General features: G+C 38.5%; 35 protein-coding genes. 10 read left to right on the forward strand and 25 right to left on the reverse strand.

From position 1 onward, the window contains the following. The first annotated feature begins 25 nt into the window (after positions 1 to 25). From K7I92_RS05040 to K7I92_RS05050, 3 genes are read left to right on the forward strand one after another with little or no spacing between them, the layout of a single operon-like run. On the forward strand, positions 26 to 1,087 hold the full coding sequence (locus K7I92_RS05040; protein ID WP_220282302.1) for an SPFH domain-containing protein: 1,062 nt from the start codon (positions 26 to 28) through the stop codon (positions 1,085 to 1,087). Beyond that, positions 1,087 to 2,181, forward strand: a complete 1,095-nt coding sequence (locus K7I92_RS05045) for a TFIIB-type zinc ribbon-containing protein (RefSeq protein ID WP_220282303.1) — start codon at positions 1,087 to 1,089, stop codon at positions 2,179 to 2,181. The genes K7I92_RS05040 and K7I92_RS05045 overlap by 1 nt, the downstream gene beginning before the upstream one ends. Positions 2,182 to 2,184: 3 nt before the next feature. Continuing rightward, positions 2,185 to 2,946: a TPM domain-containing protein gene (locus K7I92_RS05050; protein ID WP_220282304.1), complete on the forward strand. Its 762-nt coding sequence runs from the start codon at positions 2,185 to 2,187 to the stop codon at positions 2,944 to 2,946. Here K7I92_RS05050 and K7I92_RS05055 read toward each other — a convergent pair. From K7I92_RS05055 to K7I92_RS05065, 3 genes are all read right to left on the reverse strand, one after another. After that, positions 2,943 to 3,518 (reverse strand): O-methyltransferase, encoded by a 576-nt coding sequence (locus tag K7I92_RS05055; RefSeq protein WP_220282305.1) that lies wholly within the window; start codon positions 3,516 to 3,518, stop codon positions 2,943 to 2,945. The genes K7I92_RS05050 and K7I92_RS05055 overlap by 4 nt on opposite strands. A gap of 163 nt (positions 3,519 to 3,681) precedes the next feature. Then, complete coding sequence (locus K7I92_RS05060; RefSeq protein WP_220282306.1) at positions 3,682 to 4,779, reverse strand: SH3 domain-containing protein; 1,098 nt, start codon at positions 4,777 to 4,779, stop codon at positions 3,682 to 3,684. Between the two features lie 26 nt (positions 4,780 to 4,805). Beyond that, positions 4,806 to 5,921, reverse strand: coding sequence for a hypothetical protein (locus K7I92_RS05065; protein WP_220282307.1), 1,116 nt, complete (start codon positions 5,919 to 5,921; stop codon positions 4,806 to 4,808). 99 nt (positions 5,922 to 6,020) lie between these two features. On the opposite strand from K7I92_RS05065, the gene K7I92_RS05070 reads away from it, so the two are divergent. The 7 genes from K7I92_RS05070 (at position 6,021) to K7I92_RS05100 (ending at position 14,028) form a co-directional block, all read left to right on the forward strand. Then, a complete protein-coding gene (locus K7I92_RS05070) occupies positions 6,021 to 7,361 on the forward strand; it encodes an FAD-dependent oxidoreductase (protein ID WP_220282308.1) in 1,341 nt (446 codons plus the stop codon). Positions 7,362 to 7,458: 97 nt separating this feature from the next. Then, positions 7,459 to 8,352: a winged helix-turn-helix domain-containing protein gene (locus K7I92_RS05075; protein ID WP_220282309.1), complete on the forward strand. Its 894-nt coding sequence runs from the start codon at positions 7,459 to 7,461 to the stop codon at positions 8,350 to 8,352. A gap of 40 nt (positions 8,353 to 8,392) precedes the next feature. Further along, positions 8,393 to 9,694: a C4-dicarboxylate ABC transporter gene (locus K7I92_RS05080; RefSeq protein WP_220282310.1), complete on the forward strand. Its 1,302-nt coding sequence runs from the start codon at positions 8,393 to 8,395 to the stop codon at positions 9,692 to 9,694. A gap of 63 nt (positions 9,695 to 9,757) precedes the next feature. After that, positions 9,758 to 11,905: a hydantoinase/oxoprolinase family protein gene (locus K7I92_RS05085; RefSeq protein ID WP_220282311.1), complete on the forward strand. Its 2,148-nt coding sequence runs from the start codon at positions 9,758 to 9,760 to the stop codon at positions 11,903 to 11,905. Continuing rightward, positions 11,898 to 12,446 (forward strand): hypothetical protein, encoded by a 549-nt coding sequence (locus K7I92_RS05090; RefSeq protein ID WP_220282312.1) that lies wholly within the window; start codon positions 11,898 to 11,900, stop codon positions 12,444 to 12,446. The genes K7I92_RS05085 and K7I92_RS05090 overlap by 8 nt, the downstream gene beginning before the upstream one ends. An 18-nt stretch (positions 12,447 to 12,464) precedes the next feature. Next, a complete protein-coding gene (locus K7I92_RS05095) occupies positions 12,465 to 13,160 on the forward strand; it encodes an N-acetylmannosamine-6-phosphate 2-epimerase (RefSeq protein WP_203244893.1) in 696 nt (231 codons plus the stop codon). After that, positions 13,150 to 14,028, forward strand: coding sequence for an ROK family protein (locus K7I92_RS05100; RefSeq protein ID WP_220282313.1), 879 nt, complete (start codon positions 13,150 to 13,152; stop codon positions 14,026 to 14,028). The genes K7I92_RS05095 and K7I92_RS05100 overlap by 11 nt, the downstream gene beginning before the upstream one ends. 50 nt (positions 14,029 to 14,078) lie before the next feature. Here K7I92_RS05100 and K7I92_RS05105 read toward each other — a convergent pair whose 3' ends face one another. The 22 genes from K7I92_RS05105 to rplP all read right to left on the reverse strand — a co-directional run bounded on the left by K7I92_RS05105 (position 14,079) and on the right by rplP (position 25,397). Then, positions 14,079 to 14,900 carry a serine O-acetyltransferase gene (locus tag K7I92_RS05105; protein ID WP_220282314.1) on the reverse strand — a complete coding sequence of 274 codons (822 nt, stop codon included), beginning with the start codon at positions 14,898 to 14,900 and terminating at the stop codon, positions 14,079 to 14,081. 2 nt (positions 14,901 to 14,902) lie between these two features. Continuing rightward, positions 14,903 to 15,835 carry a cysteine synthase A gene (gene cysK / locus K7I92_RS05110; RefSeq protein ID WP_220282315.1) on the reverse strand — a complete coding sequence of 311 codons (933 nt, stop codon included), beginning with the start codon at positions 15,833 to 15,835 and terminating at the stop codon, positions 14,903 to 14,905. A gap of 391 nt (positions 15,836 to 16,226) precedes the next feature. Next, positions 16,227 to 16,589, reverse strand: a complete 363-nt coding sequence (rplQ, locus tag K7I92_RS05115; protein ID WP_220282316.1) for a 50S ribosomal protein L17 — start codon at positions 16,587 to 16,589, stop codon at positions 16,227 to 16,229. A gap of 12 nt (positions 16,590 to 16,601) precedes the next feature. Beyond that, a complete protein-coding gene (locus K7I92_RS05120) occupies positions 16,602 to 17,561 on the reverse strand; it encodes a DNA-directed RNA polymerase subunit alpha (RefSeq protein WP_203244898.1) in 960 nt (319 codons plus the stop codon). Positions 17,562 to 17,584: 23 nt separating this feature from the next. Further along, entirely contained in the window at positions 17,585 to 17,989 is a 405-nt protein-coding gene (gene rpsK, locus K7I92_RS05125) for a 30S ribosomal protein S11 (protein WP_203244899.1), read from the reverse strand. Positions 17,990 to 18,001: 12 nt separating this feature from the next. Next, a complete protein-coding gene (gene rpsM / locus K7I92_RS05130; RefSeq protein WP_203244900.1) occupies positions 18,002 to 18,367 on the reverse strand; it encodes a 30S ribosomal protein S13 in 366 nt (121 codons plus the stop codon). An 18-nt stretch (positions 18,368 to 18,385) separates the two neighbouring features. Next, positions 18,386 to 18,499 (reverse strand): 50S ribosomal protein L36, encoded by a 114-nt coding sequence (rpmJ, locus tag K7I92_RS05135; protein ID WP_006525027.1) that lies wholly within the window; start codon positions 18,497 to 18,499, stop codon positions 18,386 to 18,388. Between the two features lie 33 nt (positions 18,500 to 18,532). Continuing rightward, on the reverse strand, positions 18,533 to 18,751 hold the full coding sequence (gene infA / locus K7I92_RS05140; RefSeq protein WP_006626550.1) for a translation initiation factor IF-1: 219 nt from the start codon (positions 18,749 to 18,751) through the stop codon (positions 18,533 to 18,535). Between the two features lie 10 nt (positions 18,752 to 18,761). After that, positions 18,762 to 19,412 (reverse strand): adenylate kinase, encoded by a 651-nt coding sequence (locus tag K7I92_RS05145; protein ID WP_220282317.1) that lies wholly within the window; start codon positions 19,410 to 19,412, stop codon positions 18,762 to 18,764. 9 nt (positions 19,413 to 19,421) lie between these two features. Then, a complete protein-coding gene (gene secY, locus K7I92_RS05150) occupies positions 19,422 to 20,708 on the reverse strand; it encodes a preprotein translocase subunit SecY (protein ID WP_220282318.1) in 1,287 nt (428 codons plus the stop codon). Between the two features lies 1 nt (position 20,709). Continuing rightward, positions 20,710 to 21,150: a 50S ribosomal protein L15 gene (rplO, locus tag K7I92_RS05155; RefSeq protein ID WP_220282319.1), complete on the reverse strand. Its 441-nt coding sequence runs from the start codon at positions 21,148 to 21,150 to the stop codon at positions 20,710 to 20,712. Positions 21,151 to 21,161: 11 nt separating this feature from the next. Next, positions 21,162 to 21,683, reverse strand: coding sequence for a 30S ribosomal protein S5 (gene rpsE / locus K7I92_RS05160; protein ID WP_203244904.1), 522 nt, complete (start codon positions 21,681 to 21,683; stop codon positions 21,162 to 21,164). Between the two features lie 14 nt (positions 21,684 to 21,697). Continuing rightward, positions 21,698 to 22,054 carry a 50S ribosomal protein L18 gene (rplR, locus tag K7I92_RS05165; protein ID WP_203244905.1) on the reverse strand — a complete coding sequence of 119 codons (357 nt, stop codon included), beginning with the start codon at positions 22,052 to 22,054 and terminating at the stop codon, positions 21,698 to 21,700. Positions 22,055 to 22,071: 17 nt separating this feature from the next. Further along, complete coding sequence (gene rplF / locus K7I92_RS05170; RefSeq protein WP_203244906.1) at positions 22,072 to 22,614, reverse strand: 50S ribosomal protein L6; 543 nt, start codon at positions 22,612 to 22,614, stop codon at positions 22,072 to 22,074. Positions 22,615 to 22,631: 17 nt separating this feature from the next. Beyond that, positions 22,632 to 23,030: a 30S ribosomal protein S8 gene (gene rpsH, locus K7I92_RS05175; protein ID WP_203244907.1), complete on the reverse strand. Its 399-nt coding sequence runs from the start codon at positions 23,028 to 23,030 to the stop codon at positions 22,632 to 22,634. 14 nt (positions 23,031 to 23,044) lie between these two features. Next, positions 23,045 to 23,230 carry a type Z 30S ribosomal protein S14 gene (locus K7I92_RS05180; protein ID WP_203244908.1) on the reverse strand — a complete coding sequence of 62 codons (186 nt, stop codon included), beginning with the start codon at positions 23,228 to 23,230 and terminating at the stop codon, positions 23,045 to 23,047. Positions 23,231 to 23,244: 14 nt separating this feature from the next. Continuing rightward, entirely contained in the window at positions 23,245 to 23,784 is a 540-nt protein-coding gene (rplE, locus tag K7I92_RS05185) for a 50S ribosomal protein L5 (protein WP_203244909.1), read from the reverse strand. Then, a complete protein-coding gene (gene rplX, locus K7I92_RS05190) occupies positions 23,784 to 24,107 on the reverse strand; it encodes a 50S ribosomal protein L24 (RefSeq protein ID WP_220282320.1) in 324 nt (107 codons plus the stop codon). Before rplX ends, rplE begins: the two co-directional genes overlap by 1 nt. Before the next feature lie 10 nt (positions 24,108 to 24,117). Further along, positions 24,118 to 24,486 (reverse strand): 50S ribosomal protein L14, encoded by a 369-nt coding sequence (gene rplN, locus K7I92_RS05195; RefSeq protein WP_203244911.1) that lies wholly within the window; start codon positions 24,484 to 24,486, stop codon positions 24,118 to 24,120. Between the two features lie 16 nt (positions 24,487 to 24,502). Continuing rightward, the gene (gene rpsQ / locus K7I92_RS05200; protein ID WP_203244912.1) at positions 24,503 to 24,763 is read right to left on the reverse strand and encodes a 30S ribosomal protein S17; all 261 of its coding nucleotides are present in this window, start codon (positions 24,761 to 24,763) and stop codon (positions 24,503 to 24,505) included. Positions 24,764 to 24,777: 14 nt separating this feature from the next. After that, the gene (gene rpmC, locus K7I92_RS05205) at positions 24,778 to 24,978 is read right to left on the reverse strand and encodes a 50S ribosomal protein L29 (RefSeq protein ID WP_203244913.1); all 201 of its coding nucleotides are present in this window, start codon (positions 24,976 to 24,978) and stop codon (positions 24,778 to 24,780) included. Continuing rightward, complete coding sequence (gene rplP, locus K7I92_RS05210; RefSeq protein ID WP_220282321.1) at positions 24,978 to 25,397, reverse strand: 50S ribosomal protein L16; 420 nt, start codon at positions 25,395 to 25,397, stop codon at positions 24,978 to 24,980. The genes rpmC and rplP overlap by 1 nt, the downstream gene beginning before the upstream one ends. Positions 25,398 to 25,399: the final 2 nt, after the last annotated feature.

The raw sequence follows: 25,399 nt of genomic DNA on the forward strand, positions 1-25,399 counted from the left end.
TAAAAGCATTAAAAGGAGGCTTATTATGGGCTTTATATCAGTCGGTGTTGAAGCTGTACGCTCCACCTTAAAAGATGTTTGGAAGGATTACATTTATTGTGATGCTTTAGACAACAATACCTTAGTAACGAAAGGTCTTAATCGCAATTCCAGCAATGGTAATATCTTAAGCGATCAATCGAAAGTGATTGTTTCGGATGGTCAATGTTTACTTGTTGTTGAAAATGGGAAAGTGATTGACTTAGTGGGAGAACCTGGTGAATATATCTACGACAAAAACGCAGAGCCAAGTATTTTCTTAGGTGGTTTCAAAGATGCTGTCAAATCTGTTTTTAGTGAAATTGGTAGTCGTTTTAGTTATGGAGGACAAGCCGGTCAAGATCAACGTGTCTACTTCATCAACATCAAAGAAATTACCGGTTTGAAGTATGGTACACCAAATCCGATTCCTTTCCGTGTTGTAGAAGAAAAAGCCGGTATTGATATGGATATTTCCTTGAAGGCTTTCGGTACTTATAGTATCCGCATTGTTAATCCGGTTCTTTTCTACACCAATGTTAGCGGCAATGTGGAAAATGATTATAATTTAGACACATTAAATGAACAATTGCGTGCTGAATTATTGACTGCTCTACAACCGGCTTTAGCGAAGCTTTCCGATCAAGGCATTCGTTATAGTCAAATTCCTGGTCATACAGAGGAATTAGCTCAAAATTTAAATGAACAATTAAGTTCTAAGTGGACGGACTTACGTGGTATTCAAATTGTGTCCTTTGGGGTCAATTCTATCGTTGCTGATGAAAATGATGAAGCAACGCTTAAATCTCTGCAAAAAGCAACGGCTTTCCGTGATCCTAACTTAGCAGCGGCGAATATTGCGGCAGCTCAAGCTCAAGCCATGCAAGATGCGGCTAAAAATCCAAATGGTGCCATGATGGGCTATGTAGGTTTAAACGCCGCCCAGCAAGCCGGTGGAATTGATGTGAACGAGCTCTACAAACAAGGCGGTCAATGGCTTTGCCCAAGTTGCCAAACCGCAAATGAAGGTAAGTTCTGCAGTAACTGCGGTACTAAAAAACCAGAATAATGAGTCAATCTTCAACAAATATCCAGTGTTTTAACTGTGGTTCCCCTTTGCGCTTTGACGCTAATCAACAAAAGCTCGTTTGTGATCATTGTGGTTCCATTTATTCGCCGGAAGAAGTGGATACGCGTTTAGAAAAGAGGGAAAGTAAGCCTGAGCTAAAAGGCAGCTTTGCGCAAAAAAGTAATCATTTAGACCATTGGTCAGAAGTGGAAGAAAATCAAATGGCTTCTTACTCTTGTCAAAGCTGTGGGGCTCAAATCATAGCGGATAAAACCATGGCGGCATCTAGTTGCCCCTATTGTGCCAATCCAATGGTCATTGAATCACAAATCAATGGTGGCTTAAAACCGGATCAAATCATTCCCTTCAAGCAGGTTAAACAAACAGCCATTAATACTTTAAAACATTTTTATAAGAATAAACCACTTCTACCCAATAACTTCAAAGAAGAAAATCACATCAAAGAAATCAAGGGAATTTATGTGCCTTTTTGGCTTTATGATGGTCGAGTTGAGGGATATAGTCAATGCAAAGCAACTGTCACCACTTCTGATTATATAGGTGATGATATATACCAACACACCCATCACTATCTCGCAACCCGTGCCGGTGACGTTGAGTTTGAACGAGTTCCGGCCGATGCTTCTACGAAAATGCCCGATGAATTGATGGATGCGATTGAACCTTTTCGTTATGATGATTTAACGGATTTCCAAATGAGCTATCTAGCCGGTTATTTTGCGGATCGTTATGATGTCAATTCTGATGAAGATTCTAATCGTGTCGATCAGCGTATTCAAAACACAACTATACATCTTTTTAATCAAGAGTTCAGTGCTTATGATACAAGCTATCCAATTCATGAAAAATATGAAATTCATCCGGGTAGTATTCATTATGTTTTCTTGCCCGTTTGGTTATTAACCACAAGATATAAAGGTAAAAACTATCGTTTTGCGATGAATGGACAAACCGGGAAAATGGTATCCGATGATTTACCGGTGGATAAAAAGAAAGCGCTTCGTTACTTTACTTTAACGGCACTTATTATTTTCGCTATTCTATATGTTTCGTTGTTTATACTATGGAGGTAATGTATGCGTAAAAAATTAACTTTTTTCTTCTTTGCATTATTACTTTTCCTTTGCCTTATTCCTGTTCAAGCTAATGAAAATACTCCTCATGTAGTTGATAAATATGGTTTACTTTCGCAAGAACAAATCCATCAGTTAGAAGAACGCGCTCAAAAAATTGAACAGGAACATAAGATTGCTGTTTACATCCGTGTTTACCTGGATAAAGGCAGTTATTCAACGATTGAATCTTTTTCCGAAGCTATTTATAAAAATGAAAAACTTGGCTATGGTGCTAACCATGATGGTATTATGTTAGTACTAACGATGTGGGATCGTCGCTTTGATATTGTGACCTATGGTAAAAAAGCTTCATCCATTTATACAGCTAAAAAGCGTGAAAAGATTGCTTCAGTGGTGGTGAAGAAATACTTGCGTCATAACAAGTATTATGAAGGCTTTCAACGTTTTATGAAAGAAACGGTTGATGTCATTATCATTCCTTTCTACATTCGTAGTGCAATTGTGATTTTCGTGCCTTTATTACTAGCCGGTATCTATGTTTTTAGACTTAAAAAACGACACCATAGTGCAGATATTCAACTAGAGGCATCCGATTATACGAAAAAAGGTCTACAACTATCTCAACAAAGTGATGTCTTCTTATACACCACAACTGTTGTCATTCATAAGCCGAAGGATGATTCCGATAATGATAATTTCGATGGTGGGGGCTTTAGCAGTTCAGAAAGCGGTGGCTTTGGTCATACCTCCGGTAGCTTCTAACGAATTCTTTTAGCGACAGCTAATCCATCTCCGATTTCTAAATAAAAATCGGTTAGGAAACGCTTGTCGTTTTTTAGTCTTTCTTGAAACTTTTTAAGCTTATGAACTAACTGTTTCGTACTACGATTGTTGGTTTTAGAATCATCTTTCACAAGACCATGAAAAGCTAAATTATCAAACACAAAGTAGCTACCAATATGACTATTCCCAATAAAATGTTCTACATAACGTGCGTATTGAGCCTTCGCCGCATCCACAAAGATAAAATCATAATCTTGGTAACTTTTAAAATTAGCCGCATCTTCTAAATAAGCATGAATGCGATTTTCTAATTTCTCTTCTTGAATATTTTGTAAAGCTTGTTGATAACGCTCGACATCAATTTCCAAGCTATCAATACGCATATCAAAGCGTACCTTTGCCATTTGAATAGCAGAATAGCCAATCACCGTTCCTATTTCTAAGATGGATTGGATTTCTGTATGTTCATTTAAAAAAGATAATAAAAACGCAAGACCACTATCTTGCATAATAGGGATGTGATTCTGTTTCGCTTTTATTTTTAAATCCATATAACTATTTTACTTTTTCCCGTTTCATTTCTACAATAGAAATTTGTCTAAATCTGCATGCAAAAAATTATAGTTGACTCAAGCATGATTTAACCCTTCGATCTTATGAATCATGAGTACTATATGAAAAATCCTAACTGATGAGCTAGGATTTTTTAATGAATTAGTTCGTGGCTTTTTCAAAATTCACATAACCCAATGGATTCGCAATCCATCTATTTTCTCCAATACGATACCAAGTGTAATTGTCCGCTTGTTTTATTTCTAAAACATCATAACTTTCACCTTGTTTCAAAGTTCCTAAATCTTTACCTTTGGTCGTTGGTTGATTACGAACATGAAGACCTGTCTTAGTGATATTTACTTTACCTAATGTGGCTTCCTTAGATGGACTTGATGTTTCTGGTTTTGTCTGTTCAATTTGTGAATCAGGTGTTGTAGGCTGTTCTTTCGGAGTTGTCGTTTGTTGCGTAGTTGGCGTTGTTACTTGGTTTTTATTCTTATTGCCAAAGAAATAATCTAAGGCCAGCCATTCCACAGTCAAGATAATAACACCTACCAGGATATAAATCATGGTCGTCTTCCAACCACTCTTTTTCTTTTGTTCATTTAGTTCTTCCTGCTCATCCTCTTCTTCTATCTCTTTCACATAAGCAGGCACTTTTTCTACCATAACTGATGTGGTAGGCATTCGCTCGGAAAGGGATATTTCAGTTGGCTCAGAAACATTTAATAATCGAGAATAATCCTCAAAAGAAAAGCCTTCAGCCGATAAATGGTTCTTGGCTCTTTCTAGTAAAGAATGCACATCTTCTTTCGATAAACAAATCTTAGAAGCAATGGCATCTTCATCCATCTTTTTAATAGCAAAAAGATTTAAAACTGTTCTTTCCCCATCGCTTAAACCGTCGCTATACGCAAATACCTTTGCCCAAGCATTTTCATCATCCACTAGGCCAACTTCCTTTACTTCTCCTGTTTCAAACGGATTAAAAGGCAATAAGCTTTCTAAAGCCTTATCCATCGTTTCCCGGGATAACCATGTCTCAAAATGATCCACATGATTTAAGGCTTCATCTAAATTAGTGAATACTTTCGTAATCGTGTTCTTCGTAATGAATTTCGCTAATTCTTTGTTCCCTGTGTATAACTTTGAATTACGATAAATTTCTTGTTGATAACTTTTGACTAATTTATTTAAACCGTCAACATTTCCACTCTTCGCTTCCTGAAGAATAACTTTTAATGTATTTTTATCCATAATTACCTCTACCCGTATATTATAATCTATTTTTTCTCATCTATGAAATCACTACTGCTTAATCCACAATAATAAAGCTCTAATTTAAAATAATCCTTTACTTTTTTGAAAATATCCAGGTTGTTTTGCGAACAAGTACTCGATTTCGCCCCATTGTTGAAATTGTAAGTACAGCTTCCTGTACTGGCGATATTACTCTTCCAGTTATAAACATACTCCAAAGAATAATTTTTATATTGGAAGCTTGTTATATCAAATAAAAAGCTATATTCCTCGTGACTATTGAATTTAGACTTAAACTCATTATCCGATACCTTTTTGTAATCCAAACGACCGACTAGACGTTTCTTTAAGGTCGCTAAAACATCATTTTCCGGCGTATCATCGGTTTTCGTTTTAGCTTTTATTTGTGAAGTATCAATATTCTTAAAGTGAACGTATTTCTTTTCTTGTTCTTTTTGGGCTTCTGAAATAGAAATCTTTGTGCTGCCAACTTGACTTCTTTCGGCTTTGGATTGATATTCCACTTCAACCTTCTGATTATTCTTTTTAATTTCTAAAGTGAATTTCACTGTTTCGGAAATGAATGTATTTCCTTGGAAAGTATCTATAATTTCATTCTTCTTTACTTTCAATTCATCCATTTTATTTAAACCATAGCTATCAAAATGGTTTAAGAACACTTCTTTCGCCGGCTCCGGTTTATAGGAGTAAGTATACACTCCATTTTTCACTCGATAGCTTTCTAATTGTTCTGCCTTTATAGTCCGCAATGGTTCAATTGGCACTAACATCGTTTTAATTAAGGCATCCATTCCCATTTCTTCATAATAAGAAACACCATTGAAAGTATTGTGAATTCTTCCATTGTAATAATTCCCTTTGATGGTTGAACGCTGACCATTCGCATTGATATTTTGCGAAAGGATGGCTTCATTACCTTTCCTTTGCAGTAAAGCATCTTGGGCATAGGTATCCAATGTTTCATTAGCGAATTTCAACTTATATTGCGAATGCACTGCAACGGTATAGTTATCACCCTTCTGTTCTTGCGGAAAGGATTGGAGCTTGATAGGTTCTGTTTTCTTAGTTCCGCAGGCAACTAATGCCAAGCATAATAAACAAGCTAATAATTTTTTCATACGTCTATTTTATCCTATTTTTTAAGAATATGAGAATAGAAAAGAATTCTTGACTATCTTGGAAAAATAATTTAATGATAAATAACAAAGGAGGCTTTTATGTGTGCCGTTAAAAATATACCTGTTTTAGATGAATATGATGTTTGTGTCATTGGCGGTGGTAGTGCTGGGTGTAGTACTGCCTATACCTGTGCAAAATATGGATTGAAAACTTTAATTGTTGAAAAAAGTACTAAGTTAGGTGGTTCCTCTAACAATGCTCTAGTGACACCAATGATGCGCTCTTATACCAAGCACCACCCTAATTTTTATGATTTAGTCAACCAATTAAACACTTATGCGCATACAGAAGATCAACAAGGTTCTGGACAAATTTGGTTTTCGGCAGAAGCGATGAATAATAGCTGGGAAAGCTTATACACCAATGTGAATGGACATATTCTTTACGATACAAGTTTAATTGATGTGAATATTGAAAATGGAACTATTGTTTCCATTGTGGTGGACTGTGTTGAAGGCTTATACGAAATAAAAGCGAAACATTTTGTGGATGCTACCGGTGACGCCAAGCTTTCTCGTTTATCGGGTATTCCTGTGGAACATGGTGATCATCATTTAGAAAATCAAATTAGTTCCTTACGCTTTGAAATGGGTGGTATTGATATTGAGAAATTCCGTGCATATGTTTTCTCATTAAATGACAGCTACAGCATTCATCGAACTAAAAAAGATTACTTTGAAGCGGCAATGGTTGTTCATAAAGGATTTGCAATGGAACCCCTTTTTCAAAAGGGAGTTGAACAAGGCTATCTAATTCCAAGTGATTTGCATTATTTTCAGTGTTATTCCATCCCCGATAAACCGGGTGGAATGTCTTTCAACTGTCCTCATATCGTTATGATGAAAGATAATACAAGTGCTGTTGAAAGATCAAAAGCTTATGCGTATGGTCATCAAGCCATTCAACGTTTAGTCACCTTTCTAAAAGCCATGATGCCGGGCTTTGAACATTCCTTCCTATTGCAAGTAGCGAACCAATTAGGCATTCGTGAATCCTGGCGTATCGTTGGTCAATATCAAATGCAAGAGGATGCATACGCAACTATGGCTCGCTTTGAAGATGCGATTGCTCGTGGGGATTGGTATATTGACGTCCACTCAGCCAGTCAATCCTTAGTGCACCAAAAGTCTTACCAAAAAGGTGACTACTATGAAATACCTTATCGCTCGCTTATTACAAATGAATTAGACAATCTAATTGTGGTTGGCCGTTGTATCTCTGCTACTTTCTTAATGCAAGCTAGTATTCGTATTATTCCAACTTGTATTGATATTGGTGAAGCGGCTGGAGAAGCCATTCATCTTTGTGAAGTCGATAAGTGCTCCCTCAAAAAACTAGATGGTAAAAAGCTTTCTAAGTTAATAAATAATTATCGTTAAAAAATCGCTTTTGTTCTATTGCATTTCTAAAACTGGAAGTGTTAGAATGAAAGCGGTTAATTTATTTCGGACTCCGAAATAAATAGAAAGAAAGTCCATGAAACATTTAAAGATTGAAGAAATTCGTAAACAAAATAAACATTTACTTAAGGAAACCATTCATCATCATCCCGGTATTTCCAGAATAGAGCTATCAAAATTGGTTGATTTGGCTCCTAGTACTGTCACGGAGATTGTGAATGAACTGTTGGAAGATGGCATTCTTCAAGAAAAGAAAAGTGCCATTCAAGGAAAAGGAAGACCCGCCAAAAAGCTTTACTTTCAAGATAATTCGCTTCCGTATCTGTTGATTGAATTTAGAGCCAAAATAATTTATACCTATGTCTATTCTTTAAATCATGAATTACTAGAAACAAGAAACTTCTATAATCAAGAAAATGACGGTAGCCTCATTTTTGAATGGGTGAAAGATATGTTCCCCAAGAATTGTGTTTCTAAAATTGGCTTGTTGGTTCATGATGATACCCAGCTTTCCGACTTAAACGTTCTTTATGATACTGGTTATGTTTCACAAATTTTAACCATTCGTGATGCTTTAAAGGATTATTACCATTGTCCTGTTGAAGAACAGGTTTCCGGTCTAACAACCCTATCGGAACTCATGGCTCTCTCTCTTCATAAACAAGATGCGTTCATTTGTGTTTCTAAGAAGATTGAAGGAAAAATCTTATTGGAAAATGAGGTTATTCCCTTGAATCGGGATTATTTAAGTGAGATTTTCAACTCTAATTTAGAAGTTATCGCAACACAATTAAATCAATTACGCCGTTTCTTAAACTTAAAGAATATATTTATTTATTGCTTAAATGAGAAAAGCTTTGGACGCTATATGGATTTGAATAGCTTATCCATTACGGTATATCAAGTGAATTCAAGCTTATCCAGGCAGGTCTTATTTCATAAGATGCTGCTAATTGGAACCAACGGTTAAAACCGTGTTCATACAAAACATATAGGAGGATAGAAAGTATATGTTGCAAGGAATTTTAATTCTTCTTGTATTTGCGGTTATTGCCGTTTTCATGATGACGAAGAAATTACCTACCTTGGTGGCTTTACCACTGATGGCTGTGTTAATTTGTGTTATCGCCAAAGTACCGGCGATTGCCGTTAATGACAAAGGTGTTGCAATCGGCTGGCTTCAAGTCGTTGTTGAAGCAGGAACCGTTCGTATGGGATCCGCTATTATGGCTGTTATCTTCGGAGCTTGGCTAGGTCAATTGATGAACAAAACCGGTATTACTGAAAATTTAGTAAAAAAATCAGCTGAATTGGGCGGTGATAAGCCATTGTTAATCACATTGGTTTTAAGTGCTGTCGTGGCTGTTTTATTCACAACATTAAGTGGCTTAGGTTCCATCATCATGGTTGGTACCATTGTGCTGCCAATTCTTATTTCCGTTGGTATTCCGGCTGTTTCAGCGGCTTCCATCTTCTTGATGTCTTTTACGACCGGCTTATCTTTCAATATCGCAAACTGGAAGACATTCGCTACTCTTTTCTCATTAGACATCCATCAAATTCGTGACTTTGAAGTTTACCTAATGGCAGCTACAGCTTTCGCCACTTTGGTCTTAATCTTCGTTGAATTCAAAAAGAATGGTATTAAGTTTGCCTTCTCAACCCAAATGCAAGAACCAAAGTCATCTCAACAACTCACCGGTATTCGTGGGGCTTTAGCCATGCTTACACCATTGATTCCAATTGTATTAGTCGCTATCTTTAAATTCCCTGTTGTCCCTGCTTTTATTGTTGGTATTCTTTGGATTTTATTGATGAGTCAAAACAGTTATAACAAAGCCATGAACCTTCTAACAAAAACCTGTTACGATGGTGTTACCGATGCTGGACCGGCCTTAATCTTAATGGTCGGTATTGGCATGTTATTCTTGGCAGTCACTCACCCAATGGTTAAGGCTGTCTTAAATCCATTGTTACTAAAGATTATTCCATCGACTCGTCTTCCTTACATTATCTTCTTCTCCCTATTAGCTCCATTAGCTCTTTATCGTGGACCGATGAACTTATTTGGTTTAGGTTCCGGTATTGCGGCTTTGATTATTGGTCTTGGTACTTTATCCCCATTAGCGGTTATGGGCGCTTTCTTAGCGGCTGAACGTATTCAAGGATGTGGCGATCCAACGAACACGCAAAATGTTTGGGCGGCTAATTTCTGTGAAGTGGATGTTAATAATATTACGAAGAAGTTATTACCTTATCTTTGGGCAATTGCGGTATTTGGAGTTGTCTTATCCGCAATTCAATTCTTCTAATTCAAATACAGACAAGAGGTCTGCATTGGCAGGCTTCTTTTCATACAAGGGAGGAAGTTATTTATGAAAGTACGTATTGGAATTGATGTTGGTGGTACTTTTACGGATGCCGTTGCGATTGATAATGAAAGCTTTGAATTTATCGGTTCCACAAAAATTCCAACTACCCATAGTGCGAAAGAAGGAGTTGCGGCCGGAATTATTCAAGTCTTGCAAGACATCATGCAAAAATACCAAATCAAGCCGGAGGATGTCAGCTTTATTGCGCATGGTACTACCCAAGCAACCAACGCCTTATTGGAAGGAGACGTTGCGAAAGTAGGCATTATTACTTTAGGACAAGGCTTGCAAGGAATAAAATCCAAAAGCGATACAAATTTAGGGGATATTGAATTATCCAAGGGAAAATACCTAAATAGCGAAAATGGCTATGTGGATACCAAAGAGAATATGGATGAACAAATACAAATAGCCATTCAAGAATTACTGGCTGAAGGATGCACTAGTATTGTGGCGGCGGAAGCTTTTTCCGTGGATGATGCAAGCAATGAAAATAAAGTCATTGATTTTTGTGCTAAGCAAGGTATTCCGGCAACCGCAACGAGTGATATTTCTAAACTATATGGTTTAAAGGTAAGAACTAGAACCGCTGTCATTAACGCTTCTATTATGCCTAAGATGCTAGAAGCCGCTACGATGACCAATGATTCTATCCATAAAGCCAACATTCAAAACCCATTGATGGTTATGCGTTGTGATGGCGGAGTTATGAGTGTTGATGAGGTTCAAAAACGACCTATTCTAACCATTTTATCGGGACCGGCCGCCGGCGTGGCCGGGGCTTTGATGTATGAAAAGCTAAGCGATGGTATCTTCTTTGAGGTTGGTGGTACCTCAACGGATATTTCTTGCGTTAAAGATGGAAAGGTCATGATTAAATACGCTGAAGTTGGTGGTCATAGTACTTATCTTAACTCTTTGGATGTTCGTACGGTTGGTATTGGTGGTGGTTCTATGGTTGAAATGGAAGATGGAAAAGCCATCAATATCGGACCAAGATCAGCACATATTGCAGAATTAGATTATGAAGTGTATACCGATGCTGATAAAATTTCGCATCCGGTATTAAAAACCATTCAACCAAAGAAAGGCGATCCTAACTATGCCTATGTGGAATGTGATCATGGTGTTTGCGTTGCTCTAACCATGGCCGGTGCCGCTAATATTGCCGGCTATGTTCAAGAAGGACAATACGCTTATGGAAATATAGAAGCCGCTAAAAAAGCTTGGAAACCATTAGCGGATCAAATGCACTTAACCGTTGAAGAATGTGCTGAGAAGGTTCTTTCTTTCGCAGCCATTAAAAACGCTAAAGTTGTAGAAAGCTTAATGAAGGATTACCACATGGATCCAAGAACCACACTCTTTGTTGGTGGTGGAGGTGGAGGTACAACGGTTGTTCCTCATTTAGCCGAAACCATGGGTCATGAATTTAAGATTGCCAAAAATGCTCCGGTGATTTCTACGATTGGTGTTGCCTTAGCCATGGTTCGTGATATGGTTGAAAGAGTCATTTCTAATCCAAGTGATGAGGATATTTTAGCTATTCGTCATGAAGCTGTTCAAAAGGCAATTCAAAATGGTGCTTCGCCAAATTCAGTGGAAGTTTCCATTGAAGTAGACACGCAAAGAAATTTAGTTCGTGCTATCGCAATCGGTTCAACGGAATTACGATCTAAGAATCGCTTAAAAGCCCAACTATCTGAAAAAGAATTGCTTGAAACAGTATCCGCAAATTTAAATCTACCAGTTAGTCATTTATTTATCTCCGGTAAAACCGATGGTCTTTACGCAATACAAGCTCATCAAGTCGAAAAAAAGCTCTTCGGCTTTATGAAAACAAAGACCACTCCACTTCGCCTAATTGATGATGAGGGTGTTATTCGTTTGCAAAAAAAGAATGCGATGGTTTTATCATCACAAGCAAAAGAATGGTCTTCGGTGTTAACACATATCCTGGAAGAACTCACAGAATACAACGACGGTGGTTCCAATTTACCAAATGTTTATTTAATCATTGGTAAACGAATTGTGGATTTAGCCGGCTTACCGGAAGAAAGCCAAATACAATCTCTTGGGGACTTAGAAATTAAGGCGATCCCTCAAGATCAAGAAATTTTAGTCATCGCCACCAAACGAATTGATGGTTAAGAACATTCCATTTCCCGAAAAACAGGACTGCTTTGAAGAATTAAAACGGGATTATTCCTATGCCAAAATACCTCCTTCTGATTACCAAAAGGTCATTGATTGTGCTTGGGAACAAGGTGAAAAAGCGGCCAAGGATATTTTTGAACAATACCACCATGGTCAATTCAAAGTTATTCTCAATGAGTACCACTTAAAAATCATTGAAAAAGATATGGATTTCGTTTCTGGTCATAACCGATATTACTCTGATTATTTATCCGGCAAAAATGAGATTACCTTATACACAAAGTCCATCGCTTTATGGGCAAAGGAAAATCAACTCTCTATGGATGAAGCGATTAATTTAATTTTAAGTCATGAACTTTATCATTACTTAGAAATGAATTCTATCGGCAAGACAAGTCAACTCTACACTCTACCAATACTTCAAATGGGAAAATTAAAAATAGGCAAAACAGGCCTAGCCATTCTTTCCGAGATTGGCGCTTATGCCTTTACGCATACCTATTTTAACTTACTTAACTCGAATGAGTACATTTAGGAAAGGAGAATTATATTTATGACTAATCAAGAAATAATAGAGACCATCAAAGGTCAATTGATTGTTTCATGCCAAGCTTTACCGGAAGAACCACTTCATTCTTCCTTTATCATGGGAAGAATGGCACTTGCGGCTTTTCAAGGTGGTGCCAAAGGAATTCGTGCTAATACGATAGAAGACATTCAAGAAATTAAAAAAATGGTGAATTTGCCAATTATTGGCATCATCAAGAAAGTCTATGCGGATGAACCAAATGTTTATATCACACCTACCATGGTTGAAGTGGATGCTTTGGTTGAAGAAGGAGTGGATATTATTGCTTTAGATGCCACAAAAAGAATGCGTCCAAACCATCAATCCATGGATGATTTATTCCAAGAAGTGCGTAAGAAATATCCAAATCAATTATTCATGGCTGATACTTCTAATTTACAAGAAGGTCTTCATGCGGCTGAAATTGGCTTTGATTTCGTCGGTACCACACTAGCAGGTTACACGGGCTATACAAAGGGTATATCTTTACCACCTTATCGTTTCTTAAAGGATTTGGTGGAACAATGCCCCGTTCCAATTATTGCAGAAGGAAATATTTCCACTCCTGAGCATTGTCGTCATGCGATGGATATGGGGGTGCATGCGGTGGTTGTGGGAAGTGCAATCACTCGTCCTTTGGAAATCACCAAGAAATTTATGAAGGCTTTAAATGAAGAATAGAATTGCATGCGCTGATATTGGTGGCACCAATATCAAACTGGCATTATTTATTGATGGAATACTTTCCCTCCAAGAAGAAATAGCCACGGAAGCGAACAAAGGATCTCAACAGGTTTTAGAAAAGGTAATGAACTGGTTAAAACAAGTTGAACCAATTCAAGCCATCGGTATTAGTACCTGTGGACAAGTCAATGTAAAAGATGGTTCTATCCATTATGCTAATGATAATATGCCCGGCTACACCGGTACTAAGGTTAAGGAATATTTTGAAACTATTTTCCATGTTCCCTGTTTTGTTGAAAATGATGTCTACGCGGCGGCTCGTGGAGAATATTTTTTGGGCAGTGCTCAAGGACTAGATGATTTTATTTGCCTAACCTATGGAACCGGAATTGGCGGCGGTATTTTTCTAAATGGAAAAGCTTACTATGGAAGTGGTCCTTCTCAAGGTGTGATGCTGGGTGCTTTAACCCTTCACGCAAAAAAGAACACAAACTCATGGGATATGAGCTATGAACACGATTGTTCTACGACCTCTCTTATGAAGAAGGTTCATGAAGTTGATTCTAGTATTCAAAATGGAAGAGAACTCTTGAAACAAATTCAACGACCTGAATTACAAGCAATTGTGAATGAATGGATTGATGAAATTGTGATTGGTTTACAGTCTTTATCTTATGTATGGAATGTCCCTACGCTCATTTTAGGTGGTGGTATTCTGGAACAACCTTATATATTTAAGCGCATCCGAAATTCATTTCAAAAGAATTTATTAGACGGCTTCCATGGGATAGAACTTAAAAAAGCCAAACTGGGAAATTTGGCCGGTTTATATGGAGCATATTCCTTAACACAAGAAAGGCAGTAGTTGCCTTTTTTTGTTTAGGCATTAAAAAGGATAAAAGTTTTCCTTCTATCCTATTGTCTATTCGGATTAAAATAAACCGTTTCTCCTGCTTCAACTGAATTTGTGATCCAGACACTTGCGCCAATCACACAATCATCACCGATGCTGGTTTCACCACCAAGGATGGTCGCATTCGCATAGATAACAACATTATTACCAATATTTGGATGTCGTTTACCACCTTTAACCAACTTTCCATCCTCATCTTTTTTAAAACTCTTCGCTCCCAAAGTAACACCTTGGTACAACTTGACATGATGACCTAATACAGCCGTTTCACCAATCACAACACCGGTACCATGATCAATACAGAAATAATCCCCTATCGTTGCACCGGGATTAATATCAATCCCCGTTTTTTCATGGGCATATTCTGCCATTAAGCGTGGAATATAAGGAATTTGTAGTGTGTATAGCACATGCGCTATGCGGTAAATAAAGATGGCATGGAAGCCCGGATAAGCTAAAATCACTTCAGCCTTTGATTGAACAGCCGGATCACCATCATAAATTGCTTGAATATCCGTAAGAATAGAGTGTTTCATCTTTGGTATTTGCTCCAGAAATTGATCTCTCAGTCTTCCACAAATAGAGCAATCTCTGCTATTAAACTGCAAAGCGGCTTGTATTTCTTTTTTTAAATCTTTGGCAAGCTGATCCAAAATCTGTTCTTGACTCATATTTTCAATAAGATAATAATCCGGTAGTAATAAAGCTTGTATCTGTTTTATAATCGCAATAATTTTCGTTCGTTCCGGTGCTTTTACTTTTAAAAGAACGTCCTCATCTTGAATAGCGTTTAATTCATCTATTAATGTTTTAAAATTTTCCATTTTTATTCCGTGAATAAAGAAGTTGATAAATAACGATCGGCTGAATCCGGTAATAATACCACAATCAATTTTCCCTCATTTTCCTTTCGTTTCGCTACCGCAAGCGCCGCCCACATCGCAGCACCTGAAGAAATACCAACCAATACTCCTTCCTTTCTTCCTATTTCAGCACCGGTTTTGAATGCGTCTTCATCCGTAACCGCAATTATTTCATCATAAATCTCTGTATCTAATGTCTTTGGAATAAAACCGGCACCGATTCCTTGAATAGAATGCTTTCCGGGCTGACCACCATTTAAGACAGCACTATTCGCCGGTTCAATCCCAATCACCTTTATATTTGGGTTTTGTTCCTTAAGATATTTCCCTGTTCCTGATATGGTTCCACCTGTACCAATAGCAGAGATCAAGATGTCTACTTTACCATCGGTATCTTGCCAGATTTCCGGACCGGTCGTTATATAATGCGCTTTACGATTGGATAAGTTTTCAAATTGTTGTGGAATAAATGAATTCTCAATTTCTTTCGCCAATTCTTCTGCTTTAGCAATCGCTCCATTCATCCCTTTTGCGCCCTCTGTTAATACTAATTCAGCACCATAGCCCTTCATAATTTTACGACGTTCAACTGACATTGTTTCAGGCATTACAAGAATAACTTGATAACCCCTTGCGACACCAACGGCAGCTAAACCAATGCCGGTATTACCGGAGGTTGGTTCAATAATCGTTGCTCCAGGTTTTAATACTCCTGCTTCTTGTGCATCACAAATCATTTGGTAAGCAATGCGATCTTTAACCGAACCTGTTAAATTGAAATATTCTAATTTTGCGACCAAACGTGAACGCAAGTTTAATTCCTTTTCATAATGTGTCAACTCTAATAATGGTGTATGACCAATGAGTTGTAATATTGATGTTTTAATGTTTCCCATTTTTATACTCCCTTTTTCTGACTGCTTATCACCAAACAACCGATAAAATAAAAATCCAAGAATATACGCCCTTGGATTAATAGCTATATGATTTCATTCGCTGCTAAAGTGCACACTCAAAGCAGAGCCAACGAACATAAAGTATCAATCCGGACATTCTTGAAACAGCAACAACACATCATTTTTTTAGTATATTGTTTCATGTCCTTCCCTCCTATTCGTTGTTTGTATGATTTTTAATGATAATCATTAGGCTTAGATTTGTCTACTTATATGCTTTCTAAGAAAACTTTTTGTCCAACTAACCAACTTCATTTACTTATTTCTTTGCGCTTGTCATTGATTCTCTATATCTAAAAAAGGAGAATGACCAGCACTCTCCTTTCCTAAATTAAACTAATTCAATGAATGCCATAGGAGCAGAATCACCACGGCGTACACCTGTCTTAATAACACGCGTGTAACCACCGTTACGATCTGCATACTTAGGAGCTACTTCATCAAATAACTTTTGTAAGACGGTCTTTTGTGTTACTTCATCAGCTACTACATGACGAACATAAGAAGCAACTTGACGACGAGCAGCCAAATCACCTTTCTTACCTAAGGTGATTAAATGGTCAACGACCGAACGCATATCCTTAGCCTTAGCTTCAGTTGTTTCTACACGACCGTATAGAATGACAGAAGTAGCCAGGTTTCTTAACATCGCTTTACGGTGATCCGCATTGCGACCAAATTTACGATTCCACATAATATTCCTCCATTAGTCAAAGGTCTTAAAGCTAAAGCCCATTTCGATAAGCTTATCTTTAACTTCCTTAAGTGATTTCTTACCAAGATTACGCACACGCATCATTTCATCTTCTGTCTTTTGTGTTAATTCATCAACAGTTTGGATACCTGCACGCTTTAAGCAGTTATAAGAACGCACCGATAAATCTAAATCTTCAATCATCATTTGGTGACCCTTATTTGGTCTTTCTGCTGTACTTTGCTTAATAACGCTATCGGATACAACAACCTCGTCGTTAATTCCGGCAACAATCTCTAAGTGGTCTACTAAAATCTTAGCGGCCAACGATAAAGCTTTTTGTGGATTAATGGAACCATCGGTTGTTACTTCCATGGTTAATTCATCGTATTTCACATTTTCACCAACACGTGTTGGTTCTACATGATAAGCCACTTTTGTGACTGGAGTGTAGATGGAATCTGTATAGACAGTACCAATTCCTTGAGAAACACCCGATCTTAATTGCTTATTGATATCAGCACTAACGTATCCACGTCCATTTTGTACTTTAATTTCCATTTCTAATGTTGCACCTTCTTCAAGGTTGGCAATCACCAGGTCTTTGTTTACTATTTCAACTTGTGCAGGAACGATTAAATCCATAGCCTTCACAGCACCCGGACCCTTAGCAGAAATTTGTAAAGTATATTCTTCATCATCTTCAATCTTCATCACTAATTGCTTAAGATTTAAGATAATCATGGACACATCTTCACGAACACCTGAAATAGAGGTGAATTCATGATAGACTTGATCCACTTTGATGGAGAAAACTGCAGCTCCAGGCAAAGAGGAAAGTAGTACACGACGAAGCGCATTCCCAATTGTGGTACCAAATCCTCTCTCCAATGGAGTTAGGACAAATTTACCGTAATTTTCAGATTCAACGTATTCTTGAACTTCAAAATCAGCGCGTTCAAATTTTTGCATGTTTCCATCCTCCTTATCTTTCATTAACCACGAGGTCTCTTTGGTGGACGACAACCATTATGAGGAATAGGTGTTACATCATTGATTACAGTGATGTTCAATCCGGCTGTTTGTAAGGAACGAACAGCCGCTTCACGACCGGCACCGGGTCCTTTAACATTTACTTCAACGCTCTTCATACCTTGTTGAACAGCGGCTTTACCAGCCGCTTCAGCGGTCAATTGAGCTACATAAGGAGTTGACTTACGAGAACCCTTATATCCTAACGCCCCGGCAGAGCTCCAAGCAACAACATTACCTGCCTCATCAGAGATGGTTACGATAGTGTTATTAAATGTGGAATGAATATGGGCGATTCCTTTAGCGACGTTGCGGCGTATTCTCTTCTTGCGAGTAACAGCACCCTTTTTCTTTGTATTAGCTGCCATATTATCCTCCTATTACTTCTTCTTGTTGGCCACTGTACGACGTGGTCCTTTTCTTGTACGAGCGTTAGTCTTGGTTCTTTGACCACGAACAGGTAACCCTCTCTTATGACGTGTTCCACGATAAGATCCAATTTCCATTAAACGTTTAATGTCTAATGCTGTTTCACGACGCAAGTCACCTTCCGTCTTAATAGAATCCACTTTGGAACGAATTGCTGTTTCTTGTTCATCCGTTAATTCAGATGTTCTTGTAGCTGGATCAATTCCACATTCTGCCAAAATCTTATTAGCAGTTGTAGGACCAATACCATAAATATAAGTTAATGAAATTCCAATCACCTTATGACGTGGAATATCAACACCGGCAATACGTGGCATATTTATTTCCTCCCTTTATTAACCCTGTCTTTGTTTGTGCTTAGGGTTTTCACAGATTACCATAACAACGCCCTTGCGCTTGATAACTCTGCACTTATCACAAATTGGTTTTACTGATGGTCTAACTTTCATGTTTTGTGCCTCCTAGACATTTTCTATATTGTACTACTTATGACGATAAGTAATACGCCCACGTGTTAAATCATACGGTGAAATTTCAACGGTAACCCGATCTCCCGGTAAAATGCGAATGTAATTCATACGGATTTTACCAGCAACGTGGGCTCGGATTTCGTGACCATTTTGAAGTTTCACTAGGAAGTTCGCATTCGGAAGAATATCTTCGATTACGCCTTCAATTTCAATGACATCTTGTTTACTCATTTATTTTCCCTTATTTAACTGCGTCAAGAATACTCTGGATATCAGCGAATACCTTTTCCGGTTGTTGACCAGCATCCACATACTTCGCAATCCCTTGTTTTTCATAATACTGAATAACAGGCTCTGTTTGGTTTCTATATTCATCCATACGAACTTGAAGTTGTTCTAACGTATCATCTTTTCTTTGTGTTAACTCACTACCACAAACATCACAAACACCCTCTACTTTTGATGGGTGATTTTTAATGTGGTAAATCGAACCACAATTCTTACAAATACGTCGACCTGTAATTCTCTGTTCCAGAACACGAATATCAACACCAAGAACCAAAGCCACATCCACCGAACGATGAATTTTATTCGTGATTTCGGTTAAAGCTTCCGCTTGGCCAAGGCTACGAGGAAAGCCATCTAACAGATAACCATTTGCACAATCATCTTGTCGAAGGCGATCCTCCACCATATCATTGACCAAAGAATCCGGTACTAACTTACCGGCTTCCATGTATTCTTTCGCTTTGACGCCAAGAGGAATGTTTTTTTTGATATTCTCGCGGAACATATCACCGGTGGAGATATGAGGAACGTTGTACTTTCTTTTAATTTCTTTTGACATAGTGCCTTTACCAGCACCTGCTGGACCCATAATGAGAATATTCATCTTTTCCTCCTACTTTTTGAAGAACCCTTTGTATTGTTTCTGGGTTAATTGACCTTTTAACTGTTTCATCGTTTCTAAGGCAACACCCACAACGATAATAATACCAGTACCATTTACTGCCGTTGCTTGCGATAACTTCGTAAACATCGTTAATAAGTAAGGAATAACCGCAATAATCGTTAGACCCGTTGCCCCTAAAACAGTAATACGGTGTAGGACTTTTGAAACATAAACTTTTGTTTCATTCCCCGGACGAATACCTGGAATATACGCCCCTGATTTACCTAAGTTATCCGCCATTTGTTCCGGATCCACTTGTAAATCCGTATAGAAGAATGTAAACAAGATGGTTAATACAGCATACAAGCCAAGACCGGTCCAAGTCGTCAAACTCAACCACTGACTTAATTTGTTGTATAAATCAGCATTGAAAAAACTAATAATAATCTGTGGGGCAAGCATAATGCTTTGCGCAAAGATAACCGGAATAACCGAAGCCGAATTAATCTTAAGAGGAAGGAAGGTGACATCCGATCCCCCTCTTGTTGTAGAGCTATTTGTATATTGAACAGGAATCTTACGAATTGCCGTTTCCATAACAATAACGAAGACGATAATTGCAAGGAATAATAAGATATACAAACCAAACTGTAAAATTCCATTAAACATTTCGCCCTGTGTTGAGCCACCGGTTAAGATAGCGTAGACCTGACTAAATGCGGCCGGAAAGTTCGATACAATACCGGCAAAGATAATAATAGATAAACCATTACCAATACCTTTCATGGAAATACGGTCACCAATCCAAATAAGGAACATGGTACCGGCCGTCATGACGGTTGCTGTGTATAAATATCCTGAAAGATGTGCATTTTGCAAAATCTTATATTGAACATCAAATCCATATACAAGTGAGAAGGATTGACCGAAGGCCAACACAACACCTAAGTATCGTGTAATCTTTTCAATCTTCACACGACCCGTTTGTCCGGATTTACTCATTTCTGTTAAAGAAGGAATCACATCCATCGATAACAGCTGAATGATAATACTAGCCGTAATGTAAGGGGTAACCCCCATGGCGAAAATGGAAAGTCTTTCCAAAGCACCGCCACCAAGTAAGTTCATCATGCCAAGTAATGAGTTACCGGCAATCTGCTTAGCAAACTGGGATGTATTCACTCCAGGAACCGGAATAGCAGATCCAAAACGGTAAATAAGCAGCATAGCTAAAGTAAAGAAAATCTTATTTCTTGTTTCTTTATTTTTAAACAAGCCGGCAAAGGTCCCTAACATGTTAGAGCACCTCTACACTTCCGCCTGCCGCCTCAATTGCCTTCTTAGCTGATTCAGAGAACTTATTAGCCTTGACCGCTAACTTCTTTTCTAATGCACCATTTCCTAGAACCTTAACACCATCAAATGTCTTTTTAACAAGACCACAAGCTTTTAAAGTTTCAACATCAACTGTAACGCCTTCTTCAAAAGTATTTAATGCTTCAACATTCACAACTGCATATTCCTTACGGTTGAAGTTTGTGAACCCACGTTTAGGCATTCTCTTGAAGAAAGGTGTTTGACCACCTTCAAATCCAATAGCTACACCGCCACCGGAACGAGAGTTTTGACCTTTTTGTCCACGACCAGAAGTCTTTCCATTACCAGAACCTTGGCCACGACCAACACGATTTGAACTAAAACGTGCTCCTTCGTTATACTTTAGGTTTTCTAATTTCATCTTGGACCTCCCTAGCGAACTTCAGCGACTTTCTTGTCGCGTAGTTTAGCTACTTCATTAACTGTACGTAATCCCTTTAATGCTTCTAAAGTTGCATAAACGACGTTTACGCTTGTTCTTGAACCAATGACCTTAGATAGCACATCAGATACACCGGCTAATTCAAGAATTGAACGAACTGCACCACCGGCGATTACTCCGGTACCTGGAGCGGCCGGTGCCAAGAACACCGTTGAAGATAAATGTTTACCCTTAACTTGGTGAGGAACGGTACGGAAATTGTCTACTAAGTTGACACGGAAAACGTTCTTTTGAGCAGATTCCGTAGCTTTACGGATTGCGTCCGGAACTTCTGCGGCCTTACCCATGCCAAATCCAACACGACCCTTCTTATCACCGACAACAACAAGAGCGGCAAAGCGCATGCGACGTCCACCCTTGACTGTCTTACTTACTCGGTTAATGGAGACAACAACATCTTCGAACTCTTTTGGTTCGCGTTTTTTAAAGTTTTTCTTATTTTCGTTTGCCATTTGTTTTCTCCTTACTAGAACTTCAAGCCGGCTTCTCTAGCTGCATCTGCTAAAGCTTGCACACGACCATGGTATACATATCCGCCTCTATCGAAACGAACACTTTCAATCTTAGCCGCTAAGCACTTCTTAGCAATATCTTCGCCAACCTTCTTAGCCGCCTCTACATTTCCGCCATTTTCCAGCTTAAGTTCAAGAGAACTAGAAGCACACAATGTCTTATGCGCAACATCATCAATAACTTGTGCATAAATTTGTGCATTCGAACGGTACACATTCAATCTAGGGCATTCAGGAGTGCCGTTGACAATCTTACGTACACGTTTATGACGACGAATACGAACTTGATTCTTATCGATTAATTTCAACATATTCTTATCTCCCTTCCCTATTTCTTAGCCGTCTTTCCTTCTTTACGGCGAACAATTTCATCAACATAACGAATACCTTTTCCACCATATGGCTCCGGTTTCTTAGTTGCACGAACAACAGCGGCGAATTGACCGACAATTTGCTTGTCAATTCCACTCACATTGATGGTATTTGCGTCAGGTACTTCTACCTTAACATCACTTGGAACTGTAAACTTAACCGGATGTGAGAAACCGACATTCAATGTTAGTTCAGAACCGGCTAAAGCGGCACGATAACCAATACCAACAATTTTTAAGGTCTTAGTGAAACCGGTGTTTACACCTTCAACCATAGCGGCAATCAAAGCACGAGTTGTACCATGCAATTGTTTTGTATGTTTTTCTTCATTTGGGCGCTTAACTGTAAGTACATTAGCGTCCACAGAAATTTCCATCAATGGAGAAAAAGTCTTCACTAATGTTCCCTTAGGACCCTTTACAGTCACCTCATTACCACTAGCGATGCTAACTTCTACGCCAGCAGGAATGGTAATCGCCTTATTACCGATACGTGACATTCTTTTCTATCCTTTCCTTACCAAACATAAGCGACAACTTCGCCGCCAATGTGGTTCTTACGAGCTTCGCGATCGCACATCATACCCTTAGAGGTAGAGATAATAGCAACACCTAAACCATTTAACACCTTAGGAATGTTATCACCTTTGGCGTAAACACGAAGACCCGGTTTTGAAATACGTTTAATTCCAGAGATTACCTTTAAATCACCTTGATACTTCAATGTAACGGTGATTTTCTTTTCTGTACCTTCACCAGATACAACATAGTTTTCAATGTAACCTTCAGACTTCAATAATTTTGCGATTTCTACTTTCACTTTAGAAGCAGGAGCAACATCCACACTCTCTTTACGAGCTTGAACACCGTTTCTAATGCGTGTAAGCATATCAGCAATAGGATCTGTCATATTCATAATGTCTTTCCTCCTTACCAACTTGCCTTCTTAACACCAGGAATTTGACCCTTGTAGGCTAATTCACGGAAGCAGATACGGCAAACTTTATATTTCTTTAAAACTGAATGTGGACGTCCACAAATTTCACAACGAGTATACTCACGTGTGGAGAATTTTGCAGGACGAGATTGTTTAACTTTTAAACTTGTCTTAGCCATGATATTCTCCTTTCTTATTTAACAAATGGCATACCCATGCCCTTTAATAATGCGACAGCTTCAACATTTGTCTTAGCTGTTGTCACGATAACAACATCCAAACCACGAACCTTATTCACCTTATCAAAATCAATTTCAGGGAAGATCAATTGTTCCTTAACCCCTAATGTATAGTTACCGCGACCATCAAAAGCAGTAGCACTCACACCACGGAAGTCACGAACACGTGGAAGCGAAAGATTGATTAACTTATCTAAGAACTCATACATTCTTTCACCACGTAATGTAACCTTACAACCGATAGACATCCCTTCACGAAGTTTAAAATTGGCAATGGACTTCTTAGCCTTTGTTACAACCGGCTTTTGACCGGAAATAGCCGTCAATTCCTCAACTGCTTCATCCAATAATTTAGGATTAGCAATCGCATCACCAACACCCATGTTAAGAACAACCTTAACAATCTTCGGTGCCTCCATAACCGAGCTGTAATTGAATTCTTTCATTAAAGAAGGCTTAACAACTTCATTATATTTAACATGTAATTCGTTCATTATTTCTTAGCCTCCTTCACTTCTTTCCCGGTCTTCTTTAAGACACGAACTTTCTTGCCCTTCGCATTAATAGAATAGCCAACACGAGAAGCAACCTTTTCTTTCTTGTCATACAACATAACATTTGAAACATGAATAGGAGCTTCACGTTCAACAACGCCACCTTCCGGATTAGCTTGTGTTGGTTTCAAAGACTTCTTAATCATGTTGACACCTTCTACGATAATGCGGTTGGTTTTTGGACTAACCGCCTTAACTTCAGCAATTGTTCCTTTATAGTGGCCACTGATGACCTTGACTGTATCGCCTGTCTTAATTTTCATATTGGTCTCCTTATAACACTTCCGGTGCAAGGGAAACAATCTTTGCATAACCCTTGTCTCTTAATTCTTTAGCAACCGGTCCAAAGATACGTGTTCCAACCGGTGTGTTATCTTCCTTGATGATTACAGCGGCGTTTTCATCAAACTTAATATAACTACCATTGTCACGGCGAAGGCCATATACCGTACGAGCGATAACCGCTTTAACGACTTGACCCTCCTTAACCGTTCCATGTGGAGCCGCATGCTTTACCGAGCAAACCACAACATCACCAATTGTAGCACTCTTACGCTTTGAGCCGCCTAAACAACGAATAACCAATAATTCCTTGGCACCGGTGTTATCAGCAACCTTCAATCTTGTTTCATTTTGAATCATACTGTCCTCCTGTGCCTTATAAGATAACTGCCTTTTCAACGACTTTCACAAGACGGAAATGCTTATCTTTACTTAATGGTCTAGTTTCCATGATTTCAACAACATCACCAATCTTAGCAACATTTTCTTCATCATGAGCTTTGTATTTTTGTGAGTACTTAACGCGTCGGCCATATAAAGGATGGCTTCTAGTTGTACTAATTTCTACAACAATGGTCTTGTCCATCTTGTCCGAAACAACCGTTCCGCGTAGGACTTTACGAGAATTTCTTTCCATTTCCAGCTCCTCCTTTACTTAGCTTCAGAACTTTCACGTTCTGTTAATACTGTATAAATACGTGCAATTGTCTTCTTAATGTCCTTAATACGAGCAGGATTTTCTAAACTTCCGGTCGCTTGAGCAAATCGAAGAGTATAAAGTTCTTCTTTAAGGCTAACAACTTCCTTTTGAAGTTCTTCACTACTTAAATCTCTAATTTCTTTAACGTTCATTATTTAGCCTCCTCGCCTTTTTTCACAAAGCGGGTTTTAACGCCTAACTTGTTAGCAGCTAAACGCAAAGCTTCGCGGGCAATTTCTTCACTAACCCCTGCAACTTCAAACATAACGCGTCCCTTTTGGACAACCGCTACCCAGTGATCAGGAGCCCCTTTACCGGAACCCATACGGACTTCTAAAGGTTTCTTCGTCTTAGCCAAGTGTGGGAAAATCTTAATCCAAACTTGACCTTGACGGTTCATATGACGTGTCATAGCAACACGGGCCGCTTCGATTTGAGCAGAGGAGATATAAGCACCATCATCCGCTACCAAGCCATATTCACCAAAGACAATCTCACGACCGGCCTTGGAAATACCTTCATAGCTTAAACGATGAGGTCTTCTATACTTTGTACGCTTAGGCATCAACATAG

Origin of the sequence: Bulleidia sp. zg-1013, from assembly GCF_019798045.1 — a bacterium.
Taxonomy (GTDB): domain Bacteria; phylum Bacillota_I; class Bacilli_A; order Erysipelotrichales; family Erysipelotrichaceae; genus Bulleidia.

Bases quoted from the DNA above. Each gene is read 5' to 3' on its own strand.
- K7I92_RS05040 (WP_220282302.1), top strand. From the start codon at position 26: ATGGGCTTTATATCAGTCGGTGTTGAAGCTGTACGCTCCACCTTAAAA.
- K7I92_RS05045 (WP_220282303.1), top strand. From the start codon at position 1,087: ATGAGTCAATCTTCAACAAATATCCAGTGTTTTAACTGTGGTTCCCCT.
- K7I92_RS05050 (WP_220282304.1), top strand. From the start codon at position 2,185: ATGCGTAAAAAATTAACTTTTTTCTTCTTTGCATTATTACTTTTCCTT.
- K7I92_RS05055 (WP_220282305.1), bottom strand. From the start codon at position 3,518: ATGGATTTAAAAATAAAAGCGAAACAGAATCACATCCCTATTATGCAA.
- K7I92_RS05060 (WP_220282306.1), bottom strand. From the start codon at position 4,779: ATGGATAAAAATACATTAAAAGTTATTCTTCAGGAAGCGAAGAGTGGA.
- K7I92_RS05065 (WP_220282307.1), bottom strand. From the start codon at position 5,921: ATGAAAAAATTATTAGCTTGTTTATTATGCTTGGCATTAGTTGCCTGC.
- K7I92_RS05070 (WP_220282308.1), top strand. From the start codon at position 6,021: ATGTGTGCCGTTAAAAATATACCTGTTTTAGATGAATATGATGTTTGT.
- K7I92_RS05075 (WP_220282309.1), top strand. From the start codon at position 7,459: ATGAAACATTTAAAGATTGAAGAAATTCGTAAACAAAATAAACATTTA.
- K7I92_RS05080 (WP_220282310.1), top strand. From the start codon at position 8,393: ATGTTGCAAGGAATTTTAATTCTTCTTGTATTTGCGGTTATTGCCGTT.
- K7I92_RS05085 (WP_220282311.1), top strand. From the start codon at position 9,758: ATGAAAGTACGTATTGGAATTGATGTTGGTGGTACTTTTACGGATGCC.
- K7I92_RS05090 (WP_220282312.1), top strand. From the start codon at position 11,898: ATGGTTAAGAACATTCCATTTCCCGAAAAACAGGACTGCTTTGAAGAA.
- K7I92_RS05095 (WP_203244893.1), top strand. From the start codon at position 12,465: ATGACTAATCAAGAAATAATAGAGACCATCAAAGGTCAATTGATTGTT.
- K7I92_RS05100 (WP_220282313.1), top strand. From the start codon at position 13,150: ATGAAGAATAGAATTGCATGCGCTGATATTGGTGGCACCAATATCAAA.
- K7I92_RS05105 (WP_220282314.1), bottom strand. From the start codon at position 14,900: ATGGAAAATTTTAAAACATTAATAGATGAATTAAACGCTATTCAAGAT.
- cysK (WP_220282315.1), bottom strand. From the start codon at position 15,835: ATGGGAAACATTAAAACATCAATATTACAACTCATTGGTCATACACCA.
- rplQ (WP_220282316.1), bottom strand. From the start codon at position 16,589: ATGTGGAATCGTAAATTTGGTCGCAATGCGGATCACCGTAAAGCGATG.
- K7I92_RS05120 (WP_203244898.1), bottom strand. From the start codon at position 17,561: ATGCAAAAATTTGAACGCGCTGATTTTGAAGTTCAAGAATACGTTGAA.
- rpsK (WP_203244899.1), bottom strand. From the start codon at position 17,989: ATGGCAGCTAATACAAAGAAAAAGGGTGCTGTTACTCGCAAGAAGAGA.
- rpsM (WP_203244900.1), bottom strand. From the start codon at position 18,367: ATGCCACGTATTGCCGGTGTTGATATTCCACGTCATAAGGTGATTGGA.
- rpmJ (WP_006525027.1), bottom strand. From the start codon at position 18,499: ATGAAAGTTAGACCATCAGTAAAACCAATTTGTGATAAGTGCAGAGTT.
- infA (WP_006626550.1), bottom strand. From the start codon at position 18,751: ATGAGTAAACAAGATGTCATTGAAATTGAAGGCGTAATCGAAGATATT.
- K7I92_RS05145 (WP_220282317.1), bottom strand. From the start codon at position 19,412: ATGAATATTCTCATTATGGGTCCAGCAGGTGCTGGTAAAGGCACTATG.
- secY (WP_220282318.1), bottom strand. From the start codon at position 20,708: ATGTTAGGGACCTTTGCCGGCTTGTTTAAAAATAAAGAAACAAGAAAT.
- rplO (WP_220282319.1), bottom strand. From the start codon at position 21,150: ATGAAATTAGAAAACCTAAAGTATAACGAAGGAGCACGTTTTAGTTCA.
- rpsE (WP_203244904.1), bottom strand. From the start codon at position 21,683: ATGGCAAACGAAAATAAGAAAAACTTTAAAAAACGCGAACCAAAAGAG.
- rplR (WP_203244905.1), bottom strand. From the start codon at position 22,054: ATGTTGAAATTAATCGATAAGAATCAAGTTCGTATTCGTCGTCATAAA.
- rplF (WP_203244906.1), bottom strand. From the start codon at position 22,614: ATGTCACGTATCGGTAATAAGGCGATTACCATTCCTGCTGGCGTAGAA.
- rpsH (WP_203244907.1), bottom strand. From the start codon at position 23,030: ATGAATATGACAGATCCTATTGCTGATATGCTTACACGCATTAGAAAC.
- K7I92_RS05180 (WP_203244908.1), bottom strand. From the start codon at position 23,230: ATGGCTAAGACAAGTTTAAAAGTTAAACAATCTCGTCCTGCAAAATTC.
- rplE (WP_203244909.1), bottom strand. From the start codon at position 23,784: ATGAACGAATTACATGTTAAATATAATGAAGTTGTTAAGCCTTCTTTA.
- rplX (WP_220282320.1), bottom strand. From the start codon at position 24,107: ATGAAAATTAAGACAGGCGATACAGTCAAGGTCATCAGTGGCCACTAT.
- rplN (WP_203244911.1), bottom strand. From the start codon at position 24,486: ATGATTCAAAATGAAACAAGATTGAAGGTTGCTGATAACACCGGTGCC.
- rpsQ (WP_203244912.1), bottom strand. From the start codon at position 24,763: ATGGAAAGAAATTCTCGTAAAGTCCTACGCGGAACGGTTGTTTCGGAC.
- rpmC (WP_203244913.1), bottom strand. From the start codon at position 24,978: ATGAACGTTAAAGAAATTAGAGATTTAAGTAGTGAAGAACTTCAAAAG.
- rplP (WP_220282321.1), bottom strand. From the start codon at position 25,397: ATGTTGATGCCTAAGCGTACAAAGTATAGAAGACCTCATCGTTTAAGC.